At 68.7% G+C, this 23574-nt stretch carries 20 protein-coding genes, 1 tRNA gene and 1 pseudogene; 17 read left to right on the top strand and 5 right to left on the bottom strand.

What is annotated here, in order from left to right; all coding sequences use genetic code 11:
- Together BP05_RS08155 and BP05_RS08150 are read left to right on the top strand one after the other, a co-directional pair.
- Positions 1-684, top strand: coding sequence for a hypothetical protein (locus BP05_RS08155; RefSeq protein WP_496362264.1), 684 nt, complete (start codon positions 1-3; stop codon positions 682-684).
- A gap of 10 nt (positions 685-694) precedes the next feature.
- On the top strand, positions 695-1114 hold the full coding sequence (locus BP05_RS08150) for a GFA family protein (RefSeq protein ID WP_496362262.1): 420 nt from the start codon (positions 695-697) through the stop codon (positions 1112-1114).
- 3 nt (positions 1115-1117) lie between these two features.
- On the opposite strand, the gene BP05_RS08145 is transcribed toward BP05_RS08150, so the two are convergent.
- Together BP05_RS08145 and BP05_RS08140 are read right to left on the bottom strand one after the other, a co-directional pair.
- Complete coding sequence (locus BP05_RS08145; protein ID WP_496362260.1) at positions 1118-4522, bottom strand: galactose oxidase-like domain-containing protein; 3405 nt, start codon at positions 4520-4522, stop codon at positions 1118-1120.
- 131 nt (positions 4523-4653) lie between these two features.
- On the bottom strand, positions 4654-8946 hold the full coding sequence (locus tag BP05_RS08140; RefSeq protein WP_496362258.1) for a galactose oxidase-like domain-containing protein: 4293 nt from the start codon (positions 8944-8946) through the stop codon (positions 4654-4656).
- Positions 8947-9056: 110 nt separating this feature from the next.
- On the opposite strand from BP05_RS08140, the gene dusA reads away from it, so the two are divergent.
- From dusA to BP05_RS08115, 5 genes are all read left to right on the top strand, one after another.
- Positions 9057-10058: a tRNA dihydrouridine(20/20a) synthase DusA gene (gene dusA, locus BP05_RS08135; protein WP_496362256.1), complete on the top strand. Its 1002-nt coding sequence runs from the start codon at positions 9057-9059 to the stop codon at positions 10056-10058.
- Positions 10059-10074: 16 nt separating this feature from the next.
- Positions 10075-10986 carry an arginine deiminase-related protein gene (locus tag BP05_RS08130; RefSeq protein ID WP_496362254.1) on the top strand — a complete coding sequence of 304 codons (912 nt, stop codon included), beginning with the start codon at positions 10075-10077 and terminating at the stop codon, positions 10984-10986.
- A 176-nt stretch (positions 10987-11162) separates the two neighbouring features.
- Complete coding sequence (locus tag BP05_RS08125) at positions 11163-11546, top strand: PepSY domain-containing protein (RefSeq protein WP_496362252.1); 384 nt, start codon at positions 11163-11165, stop codon at positions 11544-11546.
- Positions 11547-11694: 148 nt separating this feature from the next.
- On the top strand, positions 11695-12378 hold the full coding sequence (locus BP05_RS08120; protein WP_496362250.1) for a response regulator transcription factor: 684 nt from the start codon (positions 11695-11697) through the stop codon (positions 12376-12378).
- A 136-nt stretch (positions 12379-12514) separates the two neighbouring features.
- Positions 12515-13912 carry an ATP-binding protein gene (locus BP05_RS08115; RefSeq protein ID WP_496362248.1) on the top strand — a complete coding sequence of 466 codons (1398 nt, stop codon included), beginning with the start codon at positions 12515-12517 and terminating at the stop codon, positions 13910-13912.
- 6 nt (positions 13913-13918) lie between these two features.
- Here BP05_RS08115 and BP05_RS08110 read toward each other — a convergent pair.
- Positions 13919-14697, bottom strand: a pseudogene (locus tag BP05_RS08110) (M90 family metallopeptidase).
- Positions 14698-15061: 364 nt separating this feature from the next.
- On the opposite strand from BP05_RS08110, the gene birA reads away from it, so the two are divergent.
- The 8 genes from birA to BP05_RS08070 all read left to right on the top strand — a co-directional run bounded on the left by birA (position 15062) and on the right by BP05_RS08070 (position 19580).
- Positions 15062-16066, top strand: a complete 1005-nt coding sequence (birA, locus tag BP05_RS08105) for a bifunctional biotin--[acetyl-CoA-carboxylase] ligase/biotin operon repressor BirA (protein ID WP_496362246.1) — start codon at positions 15062-15064, stop codon at positions 16064-16066.
- Positions 16063-16800, top strand: a complete 738-nt coding sequence (locus BP05_RS08100; protein WP_496362244.1) for a type III pantothenate kinase — start codon at positions 16063-16065, stop codon at positions 16798-16800. Before birA ends, BP05_RS08100 begins: the two co-directional genes overlap by 4 nt.
- Positions 16801-16823: 23 nt before the next feature.
- Entirely contained in the window at positions 16824-17510 is a 687-nt protein-coding gene (locus BP05_RS08095) for an SPOR domain-containing protein (RefSeq protein WP_496362242.1), read from the top strand.
- A 61-nt stretch (positions 17511-17571) separates the two neighbouring features.
- Positions 17572-17647: transfer RNA gene (locus tag BP05_RS08090), tRNA-Thr, on the top strand.
- A gap of 14 nt (positions 17648-17661) precedes the next feature.
- Positions 17662-18585: an arginase gene (rocF, locus tag BP05_RS08085; protein WP_496362240.1), complete on the top strand. Its 924-nt coding sequence runs from the start codon at positions 17662-17664 to the stop codon at positions 18583-18585.
- Between the two features lie 122 nt (positions 18586-18707).
- A complete protein-coding gene (locus BP05_RS08080; protein ID WP_496362238.1) occupies positions 18708-18842 on the top strand; it encodes an entericidin A/B family lipoprotein in 135 nt (44 codons plus the stop codon).
- Positions 18843-19040: 198 nt separating this feature from the next.
- Positions 19041-19193: an entericidin A/B family lipoprotein gene (locus tag BP05_RS08075; protein ID WP_496362236.1), complete on the top strand. Its 153-nt coding sequence runs from the start codon at positions 19041-19043 to the stop codon at positions 19191-19193.
- Between the two features lie 186 nt (positions 19194-19379).
- The gene (locus BP05_RS08070; protein WP_496362234.1) at positions 19380-19580 is read left to right on the top strand and encodes a CsbD family protein; all 201 of its coding nucleotides are present in this window, start codon (positions 19380-19382) and stop codon (positions 19578-19580) included.
- A 77-nt stretch (positions 19581-19657) separates the two neighbouring features.
- Here BP05_RS08070 and BP05_RS08065 read toward each other — a convergent pair whose 3' ends face one another.
- Positions 19658-20458, bottom strand: coding sequence for a hypothetical protein (locus tag BP05_RS08065; RefSeq protein WP_496362232.1), 801 nt, complete (start codon positions 20456-20458; stop codon positions 19658-19660).
- Here BP05_RS08065 and BP05_RS08060 point away from each other — a divergent pair.
- Positions 20376-21908: a tryptophan--tRNA ligase gene (locus tag BP05_RS08060; protein ID WP_496362230.1), complete on the top strand. Its 1533-nt coding sequence runs from the start codon at positions 20376-20378 to the stop codon at positions 21906-21908. The two genes, BP05_RS08065 and BP05_RS08060, sit on opposite strands and share 83 nt — an antisense overlap.
- Before the next feature lie 54 nt (positions 21909-21962).
- Positions 21963-23075 (top strand): GGDEF domain-containing protein, encoded by a 1113-nt coding sequence (locus BP05_RS08055; protein ID WP_496362228.1) that lies wholly within the window; start codon positions 21963-21965, stop codon positions 23073-23075.
- Positions 23076-23105: 30 nt separating this feature from the next.
- On the opposite strand, the gene BP05_RS08050 is transcribed toward BP05_RS08055, so the two are convergent.
- A complete protein-coding gene (locus BP05_RS08050; RefSeq protein WP_496362226.1) occupies positions 23106-23492 on the bottom strand; it encodes a VOC family protein in 387 nt (128 codons plus the stop codon).
- Positions 23493-23574: the final 82 nt, after the last annotated feature.

The raw sequence follows: 23574 nt of genomic DNA, 5'->3' as shown, positions 1-23574 counted from the left end.
ATGCGTACGCGTTCCCTTTCGATGTTGCAGCGACGGTTGCTGGCGCTGGCCCTGGCCGTTTCGGCGCTATGGGGAGGCGGTGCAGCGGCGCAGGACCTCGCCGTTGGCTGGAGCCCGCGCAGCGGCGATGCCTGGGTCGACACCTGGCTTGGCGACATGAACCGCTACGGCGCGCGCTATCCGGAGCCTTTCATCGACGAGATGGTGCGCTACCACAACGCACCGCGGCCGCTGGTGCTGGAGCTGCTGCAATCCCGCCACTGGAACCCCGGTGACGTGTACTACGCCTGTGCGTTGGCATCCGTGCTGGGACGCCCGTGCCGCTACGTCGTCGACCTCTACGAAGCCGATCGTGGCCAGGGCTGGGGCGCGGTCGCGCAACAGCTCGGCATCAAGCCGGGCTCGCGCGAATTCCACCAGCTCAAGAAGGGCTTCGTGCCGACCTACGATCGCTGGGCGCGTCCGATCGACCTGGATGCCGACCTGCGCCGGGACTTCCCGAACCATGGCAAGGACCGTGCGCATGCCAAGCCCAAGGGTTCCGCCGCGAACGCACGCGGCCCCGCCAAGCCGGCGCGGTCGAATGGCGCTGCGGGCGCGGGCAAGGGGCACGCCCCGGCCCGCGACGGCGGTGGTCAGGGAAAAGGATCGAACGGCAAGAAGAAGGGCCAAGGCAAGGGCTGAGCCACATCAGATGAACGCCGATGCCCAACCCCTGGTCACGCATCGCGGCGGCTGCCACTGCCGCCGCGTGCGCTTTGAAGTCGACGCACCCGCGCAGCTGGACGTCCTCGACTGCAACTGCTCGATCTGCCGCATGAGCGGCTTCCTGCACCTGATCGTGCCGGCGTCGCGCTTCCGGCTGCTGTCCGGTGCCGGGGACCTGCGCGAATACAGCTTCAATACTGGCGCCGCGCGCCACCTGTTCTGCGGCCATTGCGGCATCAAGAGCTTCTACGTGCCACGCAGCAATCCGGACGGATTCGACGTCAATGCCCGCTGCCTCGACGAGGGCACGGTGGTGCAGATGACGATCGAGCCGTTCGACGACAACAACCGCGACGCCGCGACCGCGGCCATCGCACATCTCTCCGCCGCCTCCGCGGCGGAGTGACCGCTACTGCACGACGAAGGAGGCGGTGGCCTGGGCCGTCTCGCCCGAACTCGTCGCGCTGGTGCTGAGCTGGTAGGTGCCGATCGAACTCGGCCCGGTGCCCGATACGAACGACGCCGTTGCATCGCCATTGCCGTCGGTGGTCGCCGTGAGGATGATGTGGTTGACCCCGTTGGGCTTGACCGCGTCGAAGTTCACGCGGGCCCCGGCGACCGGGACGCCGCCCCGGGTTGCGCGCGCGGTCAGGGTGACGGTTTCCCCGCGCACGTACGTCGGCTTGCTGCTACCGGTGGACAGGACCAGCGGCGCCGAGTCGTCATTGGTAACGGTGCATGTGGCCGAGCCGCCCGATGCCAGGACGATGTTGCTGCAATTCGACAGGCTGGCGCTGTAGCCGGCCGATGCGGGCTCGGTGACCGTGTAGGTCCCGGCCGGCACGCTGAGCGCATTGCTCCCATCGCTTTCGAACGGGACCGCCGCCGCGCCGTTGACCGAGAAGCTGAAGTCCGAAGCCACCTTGCTCCCGCCATTGTCGTTGACGACGACCTTGGTCACGATCAGCGTAGCCGCGGGCTTTTCCACCGCGAACGTGGCGTACGCGCGCGTCGACAGGCTGCCGCTGGTCACGGTCGCGGTCAGGTGGTAGGTGCCGATGGAGCTCGAGCCGCTGCCCGATATGAACGAAGCGCTCGCGTCGCCACTCGCGTTCGTGGTGGCGGTCAGCAGCACGTGGTTCACGCCGTTGGGCTTGAGCGCGTCGAAACTCACGCGCGCGCCACTTACCGGCAACCCTCCGTTGATGACGTGCGCGGTCATGGTGACGACCTCGCCGCCGGTGTAGATCGGCTTGGTTGTGTCGGCGGTCGCGGTGAACGCGGCCGTGTCGGCATTGGTGATCGTGCAGGTGGCGCTCTCGCCGGCCGCCAGCACGACGTCGCTGCAGTTGGCGTAGCTGGGCGTGTAGTCCGCGGCGGGGGTCTCGGCGACGCTGTAGGTTCCGGCCGCCAGCGCAAGCACGTTGCTGCCATCGGCCTCGAAGGCAATCGGCGCGCCGCCGTTGACCGAGAAGCTGAAGTCCTGTGGCTCCTTGGTCCCGCCGTTCTCGTTGACCATCACCTTGCGCACCGTCAACGTCGCCGGCTGCGGCTGCGGCTGCTGCACTGCATAGGTCGCAAAGGCCTGCACGGTCCGGCTGCCGCTGGAGATGGTCGCAGTGAGCTGGTACGTGCCGATCGAGCTCGGCCCGGTGCCTGAAACGAACGAGGCGCTGGCGTTCCCGCTCGCATCGGTCGTGGCGTTGAGGATCACGCGATTGATCCCGTTCGGCTTGAGCGAGTCGAACCGGACGCTCGCGCCCGGGACTGGCGTGCCCATGTTGACCACGCGCGCTGTCAGCGTCACCGTCTCGCCGGGCAGGTAGCTAGGCTTCGTCGAGCCGACCGACACGATGAAGCCGGCGATGTCGTTGTTGGTGATGGTGCAGGACGCGCTGCCCCCTGCCGCCAGCACGAGCCCGCTGCAGTTGGAGTAGGTCGGCGTGTAATCGCCCGGATCAGGCTCGGTGATCGTGTAGGTGCCAGGGGGCAGGTTGACCACGTTGCTGCCGTCGGCCTCGAACTGGATCGGGGCGCCGCCGTTGACCGCGAAGCTGAAGTTCGAGGCGACCTTGTTGCCGCCGTCGTTGTTGACCATCACCTTGCTGACGGTCAGGCGCGCGGGCGTGCTCTGGTTGATGCGCAGCATTGCCGCCTCGGACGGAACGCCCTGCGCATTGATCACGAACACCATGTAGTAACCCGGCGGCGTCTCGAACGGATTCGCCGGCAGGCTGGCCTGCAGGGTGTCGCCCGATACGGTGAAGGCCAGCTCCAGGAAGCGCTGGTCCATGTCGAAGGAATGGGTGACCGAGCCGGTCTTGACGAGCGTCACCCGCGCGATCGATGCGGGCGCCGGGGTGCCGATCGTGATCTTTTGGCCGGGATTCGCCGTCATCGGCGCGGTGGTGATGATCGGACGCGCCGCTGGCGTGCCGTCGCTGTTGAACAGATACGGCGGGTAGTAGACCTCGGCGTTGAGGTTCAGCTGCGGGCCGTTGGCGCCGCCGCCTAGGGTGAGCACGGTCGCATCCGGCAGCAGCAATGCCGACGAGTGGTACAGGCGCATGCGCTGCGCCGTCGCCGCCTCCGACCAGGTGTTCGCCACCGGGTCGTAGATCTCGCTGGTGTAGGCGACGCCGTTGATCGGATCGTTGTCGGCGACGCTCCCGCCGGACAGGAACACGCGGCCGTCCGGAAGCACGGTGCTGTTGCCCCAATGCCGGCGGTACAGCGGTGATGGCACCTGCGTGACCACCGGCGTGGCGCTGTTGATGTCGAAGACATGCGCGTTCGGGCTGGCGAAATCCAGGTCGTAGCCACCGCCCACCTGGAGGATCCTGCCCGGGCGGAACATCACCGCGGTCGAGCTTGCACCCATGTTGCCCGCGGTGAACCGGCCGGCCTTGGCGATGGTGCCGGTGCCGACGGGATCGACGCGGTACATCTCCTCGTAGCGCATGCCGAAGACGTTGCCGTCGGGAGCCGCGAAGTTGCGCGGGTAGAGACCGCCCAGGTAGGTCGTCGGCGTATTGCTGAGGAGACGGAAGGCGCCCGTGGCGGTGCGTACTTCGGGGAAGTCCTCGCCACCGGTGCCGCCCTGGATGTAGACCTCGCCGCTGGGCAACGTCGTCGCCGTCGCGTACCAGCGCTTGCGGAACATCTTGGCGGTCCGCGTCAGGCTGTTGTCGAGCGGATTGAATACGGCGGAGTCGTCATTGGGATCGAGCGAGGCGCGGCCCGTGGCCACGTCCAGGACGTCCCCGCCCCACATCTCGATGTTGCCGGACGGAAGCAGCAGCTGCGCGTTGCAGAAGATGTCGACCTGGGTCGCGTTGGACAGGGTCGTGTGCGCATCGCTGCCGAAACCCAGTTGCGGGTCCCACACGTCGTAGATGTAGTAGCCCGTGCGCAGGCCGGCGGCGTTGGTGCCATACGTGAGCACGCGTCCATCCGGCGTCAGCACGGCATGGATGCCGACGAGTGGCCAGTCCACGACCGGCGAGAAAGTGCCCTTGACCGGATCGCCCTGGGCGGGCAGGGCGGTGAGCGCGCCGATCGGATGCATCGTATCGAAGGCCGCGACTGCGTCCGCGTCGCCGCGCATCACGCGGTTCTCATTTGCGCGCGTCTGCACGGCAGCCAGGATCAGCGGATCGCCGCTGGCGGCGGCCACGGCCGCGGCCACGTTGCGCTCGCGCTGGGTGAAGCCCCCGATTGCGTTGATGCCCGCCCAGACCAGGGCCGCCAGGAAAATCAGCAGCACCGCGGTTGCGATGCCGCGATGCCGCCGAGGATTGGAACCGTCGCTCATGCCTGTATCCGTTTCGTGAAGCCTGAGATGCTGGGATCACCCCCTATTTGGGTAACGCGCTGCGCGCGTGGCGACGGACAGGCGCGGCACGACGACCGCCGTGTGTGATGCCGGCGTCAGCATGATGGACGTTACTGGACGACGAACGTGGCGAAAGCCTGCGCGGTCAGGCCGTTGGTGGTGGCGGTCACGGTGAGTTGGTAGGTGCCGATGGAACTCGGCCCGGTACCCGAAACGAACGAGACCGTCGCGACGCCGCTACTGTTCGTGACCGCGCTGAGGATCACGCGGTTGACCAGGTTCGGCTTGAGGGCGTTGAAGTTCACCTGCGCGCCGGTGACCGGCGCGCCGTTGTTGAGCACCCTGGCCGACATCGTCACGGTTTCTCCACGCACGTACACGGGCTTGCTCGTTTCGGCCGTGGTCGACAACGCGGATGGCGCGAGGTCGTTGTTGGTGATCGTGCAGGTAGCGTTGCCGCCGGCGACCAGCACCACGTTGCTGCAACCCGAATAGCTGGTGGTGTAGCCCGCCGCCAGCGGCTCGGTGACGTTGTAGGTGCCGGCGGGCAGGGTGATCGCATTGCTGCCGTCGGACTCGAACGCGACGGGTGCGGCGCCGTTGATCGAGAAGCCGAAGTCGGCCGCGGTCTTGCTGCCTCCGTTGTCGTTCACCACGGCCTTGGTCACGGTGAGGACGGCAGGCGCGGCCGGCGCCTGGTCGTTGTTGCTGATGGTGCACGTGGCACTGCCGCCCGCCGCGAGCACGATGCCGCTGCAGTTGGCGTAACTGGCGGCATAACCGGACACGGCGGGTTCGATCACCGTGTAGGTGCCGGCGGGCAGGGTGATCGCATTGCTGCCGTCGGACTCGAATGCCACCGGGGCCGCGCCGTTGACCGAGAAGCTGAAGTCGGACGCGACCTTGGTGCCGCCTTCATCGTTCGTAACCGTCTTGGTGACGGTCAGCGTCGCCGGCTGGCTGATCGGGTCGCGCTGCACGATGAAGGTGGCGAACGCCTGCGCGCTGAGGCTGCCGCTGGTGGCGGTGACGGTCAGCTGGTAGGTGCCGATTGAACTGTTGCCCGTGCCCGACACGAACGAGGCGGTGGCGACGCCGTTGCTGTTGCTGGTGGCGTTGAGGATCACGCGGCTGGTGCCGTTGGGCTTGAGCGCGCTGAAGTTGACCCGCGCGCCCGCCACCGGCGCGCCGCTGTTGAGCACGCGTGCGCTCAGCGTGACCGTCTCCCCGCGCACATACACCGGCTTGCTGCTCTCCGCGGTGGTGGTGAGCGTCGAGGCGGCGACGTCGTTGTTGGTGATCGTGCAGGTGGCGCTGCCGCCGGCGGCGAGCACGACATTGCTGCAACCGGCGTAGCTGGTGGTGTAGCCGGCGGCCGCGGGTTCGGTGACGGTGTAGGTCCCGGCGGGAACACTCAGCGCGTTGCTGCCGTCGGACTCGAACGCCACGGCCGCCGCGCCGTTGACCGAGAAGCCGAAGTCGGACGCGACCCGGGTGCCGCCATCGTTGTTCACCACCACCTTGGTCACGGTCAGCGTCGGGGGCGCGGCCGGCGCGACGTCGTTGTTGGTGATGGTGCAGGTGGCACTGCCGCCGGCGGCGAGCACGACGGTGCTGCAACCGGTATAGCTGGTGGTGTAGCCCGCGGCGGCAGGTTCGGTGACGGTGTAGGTTCCGGCCGGAACGGTGAGCGCGTTGCTGCCGTCGGCCTCGAACGCAACGGCCGCCGCGCCGTTGACCGAGAACCCGAAGTCGGATGCGATCCGGGTGCCGCCATCGTCGTTGACCACCACCTTGGCCACTGTCAGCGTGGCCGGCGCGGCCGGGACGACGTCATTGTTGGTGATGGTGCAGGTGGCGCTGCCGCCGGCGGCGAGCACGACGTTGCTGCATCCGGCGTAGCTGGCACTGTAACCGGCGACGGCGGGTTCGGTGACGGTGTAGGTCCCGGCTGGCACGCTGAGCGCGTTGCTGGCATCGGATTCGAAGGTCACCGGGGTAGCGCCGTTGACCGAGAACGTGAACTCCGAGGCGATCTTGCTGCCGCCGTCATTGTTGACGACGACCTTGGTCACGGTGAGCGTGGCCGGCTGCGAAGTACTCACCACCGTGTAGGTGGTCGACGCGGTCGCCGTCAGGCCGCCGCTGGTCGCGGTGACGGCCAACTGGTAGATGCCGATCGAACTCGGGCCGGTTCCCGACACGAACGAGACCGTGGCGATGCCGCTGCTGTTCGTCACTCCATTGAGGATGACGCGGTTGACCCCGTTCGGCTTGAGCGAGTTGAAGTTCACCTGCGCGCCGGACACCGGCGCGCCATTGTTGAGCACGCGCGCCGAGAGCGTCACGGTCTCGCCCGCCGTGTAGGTGGCCTTGCTCGATTCCGCGGTGGTCGATAGCGCCGGCGCGGCAAGATCGTTGTTGGTGATGGTGCACGTGGCGCTGGCGCCCGGGGCAAGCACCAGGCCGCTGCAGTTGGCGTAGCTCGCCGTATAGCCCGCGACGGCGGGCTCGGTGATGGCGTAGGCGCCGGGCGACACGGCGAGCGTGTTGCTGCCATCGCCTTCGAACGCGATCGGGGCCCAGCCGTTGACCGAGAACGTGAAGTCCGCCGCCGTCCTGGTGCCGCCGTCGTTGTTCACCACCACCTTGGTGACGGTCAGGCTGGCGGGCGCTGGCACGTTGACGCGCAGCATGGCCGCTTCCGATGGCACGCCCTGGTCGTTGAAGACGAACACCATGTAGTAGCCAGGTGGCGTCTCGAACGCGTTGGCGGGCAGGCTGGCCAGCACCGCGCCGCCCGACACCGTGAAGGACAGTTCGAGGAAGCGCTGGTCCATGTTGAAGGAGTGGGTGGCCGAACCCGACTTGAGCATCGTCACGCGGCTGATGCGGGCGGGGTCGGGCGTGCCGATCGCGAGCGTGGTGCCGGGGTCCGCGGACATCGGGGATGTCGAAATGATCGGGCGCGTCGCGGGTGCGCCGCTGGCGTCGAACAGGTAGCCCGGATAGTAGATCTCGGCATTGAGGTTGAGCTCGGGTCCGTTGGCGCCGCCGCCCACGGTCAGCACCGTCGCATCGGGCAGCAGCAGCGCGGTGGAGTGGTAGAGACGCATGCGCTGTGCGGTCGCGCCTTCCGACCAGGCGTTGGTTACCGGGTCATACAGTTCGCTGGTGTAGGCCACGCCATTGACGGGGTCGTTGTCCGCGACGCTGCCGCCCGAGAGGAACACGCGGCCGTCCGCCAGCATCGTGCTGGTCGCCCAGTGGCGGCGCTGGAGCGGCGACGCCACGGCCTGCACGATCGGAGCGGGCTGGTTGATGTTGATCACGTGCGCGTTCGGACTGGCGAACTGCGTGTCGTAGCCGCCGCCGGTCTGCAGGATCCGCCCGGGACGGAACATCACGGCCGTCGAACTGGCGCCCATGTTGCTGGGCGTGTACCGCCCCAGCGACGCCAGGAAGCCCTGCCCGCGGGCATCCACGCGATACATCCCTTCGTAGCGCGTGCCGAAGATGTTCCCGTCCGGGGCAAGGAAGTTGCGCGGGTACAAGGTGCCCAGGTACGTGGTCGAGGCGCCCGTCAGCAGGCGGAAGTTGCCGGTGCTGGTACGCACTTCGGGAAAGTCGCCGCCGCCGTCGCCGCCCTGGATGTAGACCTCGCCGTTGGCGAGGGTCGTGGCCGTCGCATACCAGCGCTGGCGGAACATCTTGCCGGTCTTGACCAGCGTGTTGTCGAGCGGATGGAAGACCGTGGAATCGTCGTTGGGCAGCAGCGAGGACTTGCCGCTGGTCAGGTTGAGCACGTCGCCGCCCCACATCTCGATGTCGCCGTTGGGCAACAGCAATTGCGCGTTGCAGAAAATGTCGACGGCGGTGGCATTGGGCAGCGTGGTGTGCGACTCGCTACCCAGGCCCAGTTGCGGATCCCACACGTCGTAGATGAAGTAGGCGGTGCGTACGCCGGCGCTCGTGGTGCCGTAGGTCAGCACGCGGCCGTCAGGCGTCAGCGCCGCGTGGATGCCCACCAGGGGCCAATCCGCCACCGGGGAAAACGTGCCCTTTACCGGGTCGCCTTGCGCCGGCAACGCCGTCAACGCACCGATCGGCTGGGTGGTCCGGAAGGCAGCGAGCGCCTCGGCGTCGCCATGCATGATCCGGTTCTGGTTGGCGGGGGTCTGCAACGCCGCGAGGATCAGCGGATCGCCGCGCGCGGCCTCCAGCGCCTTGTCCCAGTCACGCTCGTGGGTGTCGGCATCCATTCGGCCCGAGGACTGGTCGCCAACCACATCCATGGCGGCCCAGGTCAGCAGGCCGACCAGGAACAATGCGAATCCGCTCAGGGCGCCGCGCCGGGGAACTACGGGGCCGATGCGCGGAGGATGGTGAGGAGAGTCGCTCATCTCTGCCCCGGCGCGAGTGGCGAGATGATGCGTGCATGCCGTCGTGTTTCGAATCACCCATGGCGGTGTCAGCGTCGCGTGAAGAGAGTCAACGCTTACAATTGGCGTAAATGACTGCAGCTCAGCTCATCTCCCCGCCGCAATTGCGCCTGTCCGTCGCCCCGATGATGGATTGGACGGATTCACATTGCCGCGCGTTCCATCGCGTGCTGGCGCCGCACGCCCGTCTCTACACCGAGATGGTCCATGCCAATGCCGTGATCCATGGCGACCGCGCGAAACTTCTGGCGATGGACACCAGCGAGCATCCCGTGGCGCTGCAACTGGGCGGCAGTGAGCCGGAATTGCTCGCGCAGGCCGCAAGCATCGGCGCGGACGCCGGCTTTGACGAGGTCAACCTCAATTGCGGCTGTCCGTCCGACCGCGTGCAGGCCGGGCGCTTCGGTGCCTGCCTGATGCGCGAGCCGGCGCTGGTGGCGGCGAGCGTGGCGGCGATGGTCGACGCCTGCGACGTGCCGGTCACGGTGAAGTGCCGCCTCGGCGTCGACGACGACCATGACTGGGAGCGCTTCGTCCACTTCATCGACAGCGTGGCGGCCGCGGGCTGCCGCATGTTCGTGGTCCACGCGCGCAATGCCTGGCTGCAGGGGCTGTCGCCCAAGGAGAACCGCGAAGTGCCGCCGCTGCGCTACGACTGGGCCTACCGCCTGAAACGGGAACGGCCGCAGTTGCAGGTCGTCGTCAATGGTGGCATCGCCTCGATCGAAGAAGCCACGCAACATCTGCACCATGCGGATGGGGCGATGCTCGGGCGTGCCGCGTACCACGATCCCTACCTGCTGCACCGGCTCGACGTGGCGTGGTTCGGCGGCGCGCAACGCAGCCGCGCCGAACTGCTGCGTGCCTATCGTCCCTACGTCGAAGCGCAACTTGCGAACGGTGCCCACCTGAAACACATCACGCGCCACATCCTCGGGCTGTTCGGAGGCGAACGCGGTGGCCGCGCCTTCCGTCAGGTCCTGAGCGAAGGCGCGCACAAATCCGGAGCGGACTGGTCGCTGGTCGAGCAGGCACTGGCCCTGACCGAGTCCTTCGCCACCGCCGCAGCCTGATCTTGCGAGAATCCGCATGCTGACCCGCGATACCCAGGCGTTCCTCGCTTTCGCCCGCGGCTGCGACCTCGATTTCGGCCCGACCACGGCGCGCGCCGCCTTCCTGGTCGCCCCGGACGGTTTCGCCCTGGCCGAGCAGTCCGCGCAGGACAACCGCTACATGGCGCCGGCCGTCGCGTTCGATGCGGCGCGCGCATCCGCGCAACACCGCGACCTGCATCGCGCGTTCTCGGCGATCCTGCCGACGGTGTGTTTTGCCGGGCGCGCGGAGACGCCCGATGCGCTGTTCCCGAACAACGTGTTCGGCACCGCCGCGGGGCGGTATGTCGTCGGCCGCATGCGCCACGAAGTGCGGCAACGCGAGGCTGGCCGCGACGACATCCGCGGCTTCTTCGCCGCCGTGCTCGACTACGCCGAGATCGACCTCTCGGCGCAGGAGCATCCCTGCGAACTCACCGGTGCCCTGGTCATCGACCGCGCGCGCGGCATCGGCTTCTGCGGCCTGTCGGAGCGTTGCGACGAGGAGGGCGCGCGGCTGATGCACGACGCCTTCGGACTGCGCGCGACGCTGCTGTTCGACCTCGCCCCGGGCGAGTACCACGCCAACGTGATCCTGGCCGTCCTCGCAGGCCGCGCGGCCATCGTGTGCCCGCGCGGTTTCGCCGATCCCGCGGTCGTGGGTGCGATCGGGGCGTTGTATGCGCCGCACGTGGTGCACTGCTCCGATACCGAACACGCCGCCTTCGTCGGCAACGCCATCGCGCTGTCGCCGGACACGGTCTGGATGAGCGCCCACGCGGGACGCTCGCTGTCCGCGGCGAACCGCGAATGCCTGCGTGGCGCGGGGTTCGAGGTCGCCACGGTGGAACTGGACGCGATCGAGGCCGGCGGCGGCTCGTTGCGCTGCTGCGTGGGCGAGATCTTCTGAAGGTCGCGCGTGCTGCGTGGCGCTGGGCCTGGCGCAGCGTTGCTTTGATGCGTGCTCGGCCGCGGGCTGAACCACGACCGTCGTGTGAAGGAAAAGTTCAGACCGGATTCACTGCCTCGTTCCAAGAATGCACACCATCGTTCTTCCCTGCGGGCGCGTGCCGCCCATCGAAGCCAATGCCACGTTCCGTTTCCCACATCGCTCCGCTGCTGCTTGCCGTCGCCCTCGTGGCACCGGCCGGCCAGGCAATGGCGCAGAGCCTGGGCGGCGTGCTGGATCGCAGCGGCGTCGGCCGCGAGGTTGGCGACCAAGCCGAGCGGGCACGACGTCTCGACGACCGCCATGACCGCGGTGAAGACCACCGCGCGCTGTCCGACGCGGTGCGTCGGGTCGAGCGCCGCACCGGTGGCCAGGTCCTGAGCGCCGAGCGGGTGCCCTTCGACGGCCGCAACGTCAATCGGGTCAAGGTCATAGATTCCAGTGGCCGCGTTCGCGTCTACATGGACGATCCGCAGGGGCAGCAGCGCCAGCGCAAGCCGCCACGGGGCGAAGACGAGTAGCCCAGCGCTGCTGGACCCCATTGGGTGCGCGTTCACTAAGCTGAACATAAACAGGGGTGCCGATGCCCCTACACGTCGCGCCGACAAGCTGAACGACTAACCTGAATGCACCCGGCCAGTGACGGCCGCACTGCTGAAGGAGTCCGCCATGCGCATTCTTCTGGTCGAGGACGAAGCTCCCCTCCGCGAGACCCTGGCCGCCCGCCTCAAGCGCGAGGGCTTTGCCGTCGATGCGGCCCAGGATGGCGAAGAGGGGCTGTACATGGGCCGCGAGGTCCCGTTCGACCTCGGCATCATCGATCTGGGCCTGCCCAAGATGTCCGGCATGGACCTGATCAAGGCCCTGCGTGAAGAGGGCAAGAAGTTTCCCGTGCTGATCCTGACTGCGCGATCGAGCTGGCAGGACAAGGTCGAGGGCCTGAAGCAAGGCGCCGACGATTACCTCGTCAAGCCCTTCCACGTCGAGGAACTGCTGGCGCGCATCAATGCGCTGGTCCGTCGTGCGGCCGGCTGGAGCAAGCCCTCGCTCGAATGCGGCCCGGTCACGCTCGACCTCGCCGCGCAGACCGTCAGTGTCAGCGGCGGCAACGTCGACCTGACCAGCTACGAGTACAAGGTGCTCGAGTACCTGATGATGCACGCCGGCGAGCTGGTGTCGAAGGCCGATCTCACCGAGCACATCTACCAGCAGGATTTCGACCGCGATTCGAACGTGCTGGAAGTCTTCATCGGGCGCCTGCGCAAGAAGCTGGATCCCGATGGTTCGCTCAAGCCGATCGAGACGGTGCGCGGCCGTGGCTATCGCTTCGCCATTCCGCGGAGCGGCGATTGACCCAAGGCGCGCGTCCCGCGACCGGCGTCCGGTTTCGCACCGCCGCCGATCGCGCCCGGTGCGCGCTCTTTGTACGCTGGCGGCCCATGACGACCCGGGCCGCCAGCGTTACTCGCCGATGCGATGAGGCCACGCCGTGAGCTGGCGCCAGCCACGTTCCCTGCAGATCCGCCAGTTGCTGGCGGCGAGCCTGGGCTTGATCGCGTTCCTCGCCCTGGCGGGTTATGCGCTGGATCGCGCGTTCCTGCAGACGGCGAAGGACAACCTGCGCCAGCGCCTGGAGAACTACGCGCTGGCTTATGCCGACAAGAGCGATTTCGCCCGCAATGGCGAATTCATCCCGCCCTACGACCCGATCGACCCGCGCTTCGAGCGTCCCGGCAGCGGCCTGTATGCGGAAGTGGTCTTGCCCAAGGCGCACTGGGATTCGCACTCCGGACAGGGGCCGATGCTGCCGGCGTCGCGGATGCTCAGCCCGAACGAGGAGCGTTTCGAAGGCCCATTGCCGATGACGCAGATCAAGGGCACGCCGGGCGAAGTGTTCCGCTACGGACGCGGCTTCATCTGGAGCGCCGAGGGCGATGCGAAGGCGGAGTTCCCGTACACGATCTACATCCTCGAGGACACCACGGCCCTGAGCCAGCAGGTAGCGGTGTTCCGTGCGGCGTTGTGGCGTTACCTGGGCGGCGCCGGGCTCATCCTGATGCTGTTGCAGACCGTGGTGCTGCGCTGGAGCCTGCGCCCGCTGCGCAACGTGATCCATGAACTCAAGCGCGTGCAGCGCGGCGTCGCATCGCGGATGAGCGAGCGGCATCCGCGCGAGCTGGAACCACTGACGGAAAGCATCAACGCCTTCATCGAGAGCGAGCGCGAGAACCTCGACCGCCAGCGCAACACGCTCGCCGACCTCGCGCACAGCCTGAAGACACCGCTCGCGGTACTGCGCGCGCGCCTGGACCATCCGGGCTCGGATACGGAACTGCGCGAGGAAGTGGACGTGCAGCTGCGGCGCATGAACGACATGGTGTCGTACCAGCTTGCGCGCGCGGCCCGCTCCGGCCACCAGTTGTTCGCCGCGCCCGTCGCGATCGAGCCGCACGCCGAGCAGATCGTGAAGGGACTGGAGAAGGTGTACCTGGGCAAGGGCGTGCTGTGCGAATTCGACATCGCCCCGGGCGCGCAATTCTTCGGCGAACCGGGCGACCTGCAGGAGCTGCTCGGCAACCTGCTCGAGAACGCGTTCAAGTGGGCGCGTTCGCGGGTGCTGCTGACCGTGCAGCCGGGCGAGCAGGTGGCCAACCGCCGACCCGGGCTGCTGGTCGCGGTCGACGACGACGGGCCGGGCATCCCGCCCGACAAGGTCGCGCTGATCCTGCAGCGCGGCGTGCGCGGCGACGAACGCGTGCAGGGCCACGGCATCGGTCTGGCGATCGTGCAGGACCTGGTGCGCGGCTACCGCGGCACGCTGGACGTGCTGGCGTCGGAGGAACTGGGTGGTGCGCGCTTCGAGGCGCGGTTGCCGCCGGGGCTGTAACCCGGCTCAGGCGAAGGGCGAGGGCCCGTAGAAGCGTTCCAGGTGCGCGGCGACCTGGGGCATTTCCGCGCGCAGCAGGCGCGGGTCGCTGAAGTGGTATTCGCTGGTCACGGCGAAGAATTCCTCTGGCGCCTCGGCCGCATACGCGTCGATGGCGGTGTCGCGCCCGGCATCGGCCGCTGCCGCCAGCGCGTCGTAAGCCGCCTGGAAATCGCGCGCCCAGCCGCGTTGCCACGGCCCGGGCAACGGAGGTGTGCCATCGAGTTCGCCGTCGAGTACGTCGATCTTGTGCGCCATCTCGTGGACCGCCACGCAGAAGCCCGCGCGCGGATCGGCGCAATCGGCCAGTACGTCGGCCCAGGACAGGATCAGCGGGCCCGCGTCCCAGGATTCGCCGATCAGTTCGTCTTCCCACTCGTGCAGCACGCCCGCGGCATCCATGTGCGTGCGGTTAACGCGGAACGCCTCGGGGTAGACGATGAGCTGCGACCAGCCCCGCAGGCCGGACTCGCCGATCTCGAGCAGCGGCAGGCAGCAGGCCGCGGCGAGCAGAGCGCGGTCGCGCTCGTCGAGCACGAGGTCGCCGATCTGGGTGATGGTCTTCGCATGCAGGAAGCCCGCGGCGAGCTGGGCCAGGCGGGCATCGCGCGCCGGGTCCAGGGCGGCCGCCCACGGCAATGCGGCGCGGACGTCGCGCCAGAGTTCGGGAGCTATGGGTTGCGGGGGTCGCCCGAAAAGCCAGCGCAGCAACTTAGCGGAACATGCCCGGCAGGAAACGGTGCCAGCGCGGCGAGGGCAGGCGGACGTCGTCGCCACCGCCACCGGTGCTGCCGGCGGGGACGACGGTCTTGTTCCTCTTCACCGGCAGCGCCATCGAGGCCGGGTCGCGGTCCGGGGCTCGCGTCACCGCGGTCTGCGTCCGGGTCGGGCAGCTGCCGCCGTCGGCGTCGCTCAGCTTGCTTTCGCGCGCGGCGACGCTCGCGCTGGTCAGGGCGATGAGCAGGAATACGGCGATGCGGCGCATGGGAGTCCTCTCCCGGATGTCGGGACCGGCCGGACTATATCGCACTCCTGCGGCCGCTGGACTTGCATTCGTCGGGCGGCTCGTGATGCGCTGCAGCAGGGCGTGACGGCCCGCATAATCGCGGCATGGACGACCGCGCCCTCCTGGAACACCTGATTCGTGGCCCCGCCAGCGGCGATGCCCTCGCCAAGGCCGCCGGCCAGACCCGGGCCGCGGTCTGGAAGCGGATCGAGGGCCTGCGCCAGGCTGGGGTCGGCATCGCCGCCCAGCCCGGCCGCGGCTATGCCTTGACCCAGCCGCTCGACCTACTCGATGCGCACCGCATCCGCGCCACCCTGCCGGCGGCCGTGGCGGCCCGCGTTGGCAGCCTCGAGGTCGCCTGGTCCATCGACTCGACCAACAGCGAATTGCTGCGCCGCCCGGTCGACCCGGCGGCGGGGGTCGACGTGCTGCTCGCCGAGCGCCAGACCGGCGGCCGCGGGCGTCGGGGGCGCAGCTGGGCGTCGCCGCTGGCCGCGCACCTTTATCTGTCGGTGTCGCGTCCGTTCGCCGGTGGCCTGGCGCGGCTGGGCGGCCTCAGCCTGGTGGCCGGCGTGGCGACCGCCGAAGCGTTGCGGGCACTCGGATTCGATTGCGTCCGCCTGAAGTGGCCGAACGACGTCGTCGAGGCATCGGCGCACGGACTGCGCAAGCTCGGCGGGTTGCTGATCGAGGGCAGCGGCGAACACGCCGGCCCGGCGCGCGCGGTGATCGGGCTGGGGCTCAACATCCGCATGCCGGAAGTGGCCGCGCTCGCGATCGACCAGCCGTGGTGCGACCTGGCCGGGCTCGCGGAACACCACGCGCGCGCGGTTCCGGAGCGCAACGCCGCCGCGGCCGCGGTCATCGCGCACCTGTTGCCGGCGCTGGATCTGTTCGACGCCGAGGGGCTCGCTCCGTTCCTGCCGCGCTATGCCGCGCTCGATGCCCTGGCGGGCCAGGCCATCACCCTGCAATCGGACACCACGCGGCAGGCCGGAACGGCCTTGGGCGTGGCCGAGGACGGCGCCTTGCGCCTGCGCCTGGACGACGGCCGCGAGCAACGCGTGCATGCCGGTGAAGTCAGCGTGCGCAGGGCGGCCCTCGCGTGACGGCCTGGCTGTTCGACCTGGGCAATACCCGACTGAAATGCGCGCCGTTGCTCGACGGCCGCATCGGCGAGGTCATCGCGCTGCCGCACCGCGAGGGGGACCTCGCTGCCGCGCTTGCAGGCACGTTGCCCGAACGCATCGACGTCGCCCACGTCGCCAGCGTGGCGGGCGACACCCTGCGCGTCACCCTGCTGCTGGCCTTGGCGCAACGCGCGCGCCGCATATCCCTGGCGCGGACGCAGGCATCGTTCGGCGGTCTGCGCATTGCCTACGCACAGCCGCACAAGCTCGGCGTCGATCGCTTCCTCGCCATGCTCGGCGCGCATACCCGCTACCGCGAAGCGGTGCTGGTGTGCGGGATCGGCACCGCGCTCACCGTGGACCTGGTCGATGCGACCGGACGGCACGTCGGAGGGCGTATCGCGCCGTCGCCCGCCTTGATGCGCGCCGCGCTGCACGATCGCGCGCCCCAGCTGCCATCGCAGGGCGGCGCGTACGCGGACTTCGCCACGGACACCGAGGATGCGCTGGCGTCCGGTTGCGAGGGCGCGGCGCTGGCGCTGATCGAATCCAGCGTGGAGGCGGCGACCCGGCACATCGGGCAGCGCCCGCGCCTGCTCCTGCATGGCGGCGGCCTGGGCGAGATCGCAGCGCGCCTGCCCGCGGCGACTCCGGTGCCCTCGTTGGTGCTCGAAGGCCTCGCGATCTGGGCTGCCGTCGATACCACGGCCTAGAGCCTTCCCCCTAGAATCCCCGCATGCTTGCACGCGCCCTCATCGTTTTGCTCTCCGTGCTCAACCTGGGCGCGGCCGCGTGGTGGATCACGCGCGATCCACCGGCTCCGCCGCCACCGGCACGGACGCCCGCGGGCGTGGCGCGACTGCAGTTGGTCAGCGAGCGGCCGGCCGTGGCCGCGATCGTCGCGGCGCCAGCTGCGGTAGCGTCGAACGAAGCGGTGCCACCCACCGCCACCGCGACGCCGTCACCGCAGCAATGCTTCAGCTTTGGCCCGTTCGCGACCCGCGACGCCGGCGCAGCCGCGGCGGCGAAGCTCAAGCCGCTCGTGCAGTCGCTGGCCTCACGCGAAGAGGCCGCCGGTGCCGCGCGGGGCTGGCGCGTCTACCTGCCCGCGCTGGCATCGCCCGAACAGGCGCGCGCGGAGGCCGAACGCATCGGCGCCGCGGGCTTCAGCGATTTCCTGGTCGTGCGCGACGGCACCGAAGCCAACTCGATCGCACTGGGCCGCTACAGCAGCGAGGCCGGCGCGAAGAAGCGCGCCGAGTCGCTCAAGGCCGCCGGCTTCCCCGCGCAGGTCGCTGCATTGGGCGAAGCGACTGAGACCTGGGTGGACGTGGTCGCCGATGGCGCCTTCGATCCGCGCCCCGCACAGGCCGCGATCGCCGCCGCCCAGCACCGCAAGGTCGATTGCCCGCGGCAGCGCTGACCGGCGCCGCGCCGCGGCAGGCTAGAATGCCGCGCACGGCCTGCGGGCCGCACATTCCCACGCCGGCTTAGCTCAGTTGGTAGAGCAACCGCCTTGTAAGCGGTAGGTCTTCGGTTCGATTCCGAAAGCCGGCACCACATGGACCGGGTGCATGAGCCGAACCTTCCCCCCTGTTTCCCTGATCGGCGCACCCACCGACATCGGTGCGGGACACCTCGGTGCGCGCATTGGTCCCGAGGCGCTGCGCATCGCCGGCCTGCACCAGGCCCTGGTCGGACGCGGCATCGACGTGATCGATCGCGGCAACCTCGACGGTCCGCGCAACCCGTGGCAGCCGCCGACCGAAGGCTATCGCCACCTGCCCGAAGTCGTGGCCTGGAACCAGGCGGTGATGGACGCCGTGCTCGCCGAACTTCGTGGCGGCCGCATGCCGATCCTGCTCGGCGGCGACCATTGCCTCGGCTTGGGATCGATCACCGCGGTCGCGCGCTATTGCCGCGAAGCGAACAAGAAGCTGCGCGTGCTCTGGCTCGATGCCCACGCCGACTTCAACACCAGCGATGTCACGCCGTCCGGCAACATCCACGGCATGCCGGTGGCGTGCCTGTGCGGGCTGGGTCCGCGCGAACTCACCCACCTGGGCGGATCGGCGCCGGCGATCGATCCGGAGGTGATCCGCCAGATCGGCATCCGCTCGGTCGACGAGGGCGAGAAGCGCCTGGTGAAGGAGCACGGCCTCGACGTGTACGACATGCGCTACATCGACGAGGTCGGGATGAAGCGGGCGATGGAGGAAGCGCTCGATGGCGTGGATGAGAACACCCACCTGCACGTGAGCTTCGATGTCGATTTCCTGGATCCGGCGATCGCGCCCGGCGTGGGCACCACGGTGCCTGGCGGCCCGAGTTACCGCGAGGCGCAGCTGGTGATGGAGATGATCGCCGACAGCGGCCGCCTGGCCTCGCTGGACATCATGGAACTCAACCCGGTCCTCGACACCCGCAACCGCACCGCGGAAGTGGCCGTCGACCTGGTCGAGAGCCTGTTCGGCAAGTCGACGCTGATGCGGGACTGACACGCTGAATGGCCGCTGCCAGGCCAGCGCGGAGCCTCTTGCACGGCTCACGCGGTCGTCACACCATGCGCCGGCGCGGCACCCCGCCCTATCCGTACCCTTAGTTTTTGGAGAGCAATCGAATGAAGCGTCTGATGGCCGCGGCCCTGCTGGCCCTGTTCTCGATGTCGGTCCTGTCGGCCTGCAACACCATGGAAGGCCTGGGCAAGGACGTGAAGAAGCTGGGCGAAAAGGTCGAAGACAAGGCCAGCCACTGAGCGGGCCGCAACCGACGTAGCAAAGGCCGGAGCGATCCGGCCTTTTTTCTTGGGTGCGGTTTGGCGGCCTTCCGGCAGCTGAACAGGTGAGGCTGTCTGCACGGGGAGTTCATGCGCCCCCGCGTTAGATGCGGGGGCGGACTAGGCGAACGCCGAATCGCAAGGTCGAGATTCCCCCGACATCCGAAGGAGAAAAACATGAAGCGTCTGATTTCCCTGCTGCTGCTCGTTGCGTTCTCGTCCGGCTTCCTCACCGCCTGCAACACCATGGCGGGCGCGGGCAAGGACGTGCAGAAGGTCGGCGAAAAGGTCGAAGACAAGGCCGAGGATTGCAAGGACGCCCAGTGCTGATCGCGTAACGATCGCGCATACGAAAAAGGCCGGGCTTCCGGCCTTTTTTGTGCACGCCGCCTTTTCCGCATTCATCCCGGTGGAACCGGCCGCTAACGCCATCGTGATTCATCGCGAACGCGGCCGCTTGCATGCTGCGCGGGCATCGCCTGGCGATGCGCCAACTTCCGTACGAGGAGCACACGCATGAACAAAGACGTCATCCAGGGCAAGTGGACGCAGCTCAAGGGACAGATCCAGGCGCGTTGGGGCGACCTGACCGACGACGTGTTCGACGTCAGCGAGGGCAACTCGCAGTACCTGTCGGGCAAGCTGCAGGAACGCTACGGCTGGGATCGTGATCGGGCCGATCGCGAGGTCGAGGATTTCACGCGGTCGCTGCACTGAACCCAGTGACAGGATCGCAACCGGAACGGGCCGCTCGGCGGCCCGTTTCTTTTTGCGCGGTGGCGCCTGGCCAATGATCAACGCGGCGGGTCGGCGACGAAACCGCCGGGAAACGCATCGGGTTCGGGTGCGCGCCAGCCGTAGCGAGGCTCGCGCGGCAGCACGCCGCGCGCGACCAGCGTGCGGTAGTCGTCGTAGCGCAACTGGATCACTTGCGCAGGGGCACGCGTGGCACGCACGAAACCGGTGCGCGACACCGGCGACCATTCGCGGTCGCCGTGGCCGGTACCGAGCGACTGCTGTGCCGCCGCCTCGTCGCGCGCCATGCCGCTCGCTTCCGCGGCGGGTGGCGCCGATGCCTTCGCGGCGCCGACGGCATCGCGCGCCGCGGGCCCCTGGCGACGCCAGGTCGGTGCGTCCTCGTAGTACGCAGGGCGTGCTTCCTCGAACACGGCGATACCGATCACGCCAACGTTGTCGGGCCGCCCGGTGCGGGCCGCGTAGCTGTCGGGCAGGTCGGTGAACACGAACTGGGCGACGTCATCGAGCGACTTGCGCCAGCCATTGATCTCGGTGCTCTCCCAGGGGTCGAGGACGTAGCCGGCTTGGGCGGGGTGGGCGGTCTGGCCGGTCACCGCGTTCACCCCGTCGACGGACAACACCACGAGGACGCGGCCGCCGGTGGTGTTGGTCAGGCGCACGCCGTAGCGATGGCCGGGTTCGCCTTCGATCCAGTCCTGGCCGCGGTGGCGGATCGGGCCCAGCCACTCGCCGCTGTCGCGGTCGATCACGCCGATGTCCACCAGCGGGCTGGCCTGTGCCGCGCTGCAGGCGGCGAGTGCGAAGCAAACGGCAGCGGTAGCGAAGCGGCGGAACATGGCGTGGTCTCCGGATGAGGTAGCCGGGCAAACGCGCCGCCACCGCGAACGGGGTTTCCGCGCGCTACGGCCTGGGATGCGGGTAGCAGCGGTTAAACTGCCGCTCCGCTTCATGAACCGGCTTCGCATGTCCCGCATCCGTGTCCTCACCGGCATCACCACCTCCGGCACGCCGCACCTTGGCAATTACGTCGGCGCGATCCGCCCGGCCGTCGCCGCCAGCCGCGACCCGCAGGTGGAGAGCTACTACTTCCTCGCCGACTACCACGCGCTGATCAAGGTCACCGATCCGGCCCGCGTGCAGCGTTCGACGCTGGAGATCGCCGCGACGTGGCTGGCCTGCGGACTCGATCCGCAGTCGGTGTGGTTCTACCGGCAGAGCGACATTCCCGAGATTCCCGAGCTCACCTGGTTCCTCAGTTGCGTGGCGGGCAAGGGCATCCTCAATCGCGCGCACGCCTACAAGGCATCGGTCGACAAGAACCGCGCCGAGGGCGTCGACGACGATGCTGCGATCACCGCGGGCTTGTTCATGTACCCGGTGCTGATGGCCGCGGACATCCTGCTGTTCAACGCGCACAAGGTGCCGGTGGGGCGCGACCAGGTGCAGCACATCGAGATGGCGCGCGACTTCGGCCAGCGCTTCAACCACTTGTATGGCGAGCACTTCACCCTGCCCGAAGCGGCGATCGAGGAGCACGTGGCGACGCTGCCGGGCCTCGACGGCCGCAAGATGAGCAAGAGCTACGACAACACCATTCCGCTGTTCGTGCCGCGCGAGCAACTGAAGAAGCTTATCGCCGGCATCGTCACCGATTCGCGCGCGCCGGGCGAGCCGAAGGACGCGGACAACTCCAACGTGTTCCAGCTCTACCAGGCCTTTGCTTCCGCCGAGGAAACCGCGGCCATGCGCCAGGCGTACGCCGACGGGATCGGTTGGGGCGACGCCAAGCAGAAGCTGTTCGAGCGCATCGACAGCGAAGTCGCGCCGCTGCGCGAGCGGTACGAAACGCTGATGGCCAAGCCGGCGGAGATCGAGGCGATCCTGCGCGAAGGCGCCGCGCGCCTGCGCGCCCGCCACGCGACGCCGCTGCTGGCGCGACTGCGCGAGTCGGTGGGACTACGCGACCTGTCGAGCAGCGCGACGCCGGCCCGCATCCGCAAGGAGAAGGCGACGCTGCCCCTGTTCAAGCAGTACCGCGAGGCCGACGGCCGCTTCTATTTCAAGTTCGTCGATGGCGATCGCGTGCTCGTGCAGAGCACCGGTTTCGCTTCGCCCAAGGAGGCGGGCCAGCTGATCGCGCGCCTCAAGCGGGAGGGCGGCGCCCTCCTGCGCCAGACCGAAACGGGCTCGCTGCACCTGGACGAGGACCTCGTCGGGCACCTGCACGAGGCGGCTGAACTGGCCGAGGTGGTCGAGGCGCTGGCGCAACTGCTGGAAGAGGCGTGATCGCCGTCGTTTCCACTTGACGCGCGCCATGCGGCGGCGCAATCGTGGTGCGCCATGTCAGTACGGTTGCCGGCGCAGACCAACGACAACGAGACCGCGAGGCAGGCGGCGCTGGACGCCTATGCGATCGTCGATACCGCGCCGGAACAGGCCTTCGACGACATCGTCCACCTGGCGGTGATGCTCTGCGGCGTATCCGCCGCTTCGATCTCCCTGATCGATCGCGACCGGGTCTGGTTCAAGGCGCAGATCGGCGTCGACCAGTCGCAGGTCGCACGCGAGCTGTCGTTGTGCAACCACGCCATCGACCAGCCCGACCGCACCCTGGTCATCGCCGACCTGGACATCGATCCGATCCCGGCGGCGAAGCGCCGTCGCCTCGGCGGCAAGCCGCCGCGCTTCTACGCGGGCGTTCCGCTGCTGGATCCGCGGCGCTACCCGCTGGGCACGCTGAGCGTGGCCGACGTGGTGCCGCGCCATCTCACCGCGGCGCAGGTCCAGGGCTTGGAGCTCCTCGCGCGCCAGACCCAGCACCTGCTGGAGCTGCGCCGGCTGATGCTCGAGCAGGGGCAGTTGCTGAGCGCGCGCGAAGCCGCCGCGCAGCACGCCGAGCAGGCGCGCGCGGAACTGCAGCGCCGCCACGAGGAACTGCAGCAGGCCGCCACCCGCGACCCGCTCACCGGCCTGCTCAACCGCGCCGCGATGGAGGAAGTGCTGAGTGACACGCTCAAGCGTGACGCGTCCGAACGGCCGCCGTATACGCTGCTGTTGCTCGACATCGACCACTTCAAGCTGGTCAACGACGCGCATGGCCACCTGGCCGGCGATCAGGCGCTGCGCGCAGTCGCCGACGCGGTGACGGCCTCGATCCGCAAGAGCGACATCGCCGTGCGCTACGGCGGCGAGGAAATCCTGGTGTACCTGCCGGGGACCGCGCTCGACGGCGCGTCGGAAGTCGCGCACCGGATCCGCGAGCGGGTGGCGCGTGCGCCATTGCCGTTCGCGATCACCGTGTCGATCGGCATCGCGGCCGGCGATCCCATGCGCGATCGTCCCGAACAGACCTTCGACCGCGCCGACCAGGCCCTGTACCGCGCGAAAGCCGGCGGCCGCGATCGCGTCGTCATCGACGACACGCCGTTGTTCACCAGCATCAATCCGCGCTGAGGGGATTCCCCGGGGCCGCGCGAACGCCGCCTAAGCCCACTCGTTGGGCGCCGCGCCCTGCTCGGGGTGCTTCATCCGCACCACGCAGAAGCGGTGGCCGGTCGGCGCTTCCATCACCCACCAGCGCTTCACGAACGCGATCTTGCGCGCGCCCAGCTGCTCCAGCCGAGCCGCTTCCGCATCGACGTCGTCCGCCTCGATGTCGAGGTGCACGCGCGAGGGATGGTCGACCTTCTGTACTTCGATGTGGAGGTCGCCGGGGGTGTCGCCGAACTGCTGGTACTGCGCGGTGCCGTCGCCGGCGTCGCGGTCGGCGATGCTGACGCCCAGTGCCTGGCTCCAGAAATCGGCGGCGGCGTCGAGGTCGCCGGTGTTGCAGTCGATGATGAAACCGGCGAGGCGGCTGCGATGGGCCATGGCACTGCTCCTTCCTCTGCTGGCCGGGCAGCGCAGCGCGCCCGGCTCGTGGCCATTCCACGTCGTGCAGCTCCCGGGCGCG

The organism is Lysobacter oryzae DSM 21044, from assembly GCF_059568595.1.
The sequence above is the reverse complement of the archived record's forward strand: the minus strand, read 5'-3'. Positions and strand labels throughout refer to the sequence as shown.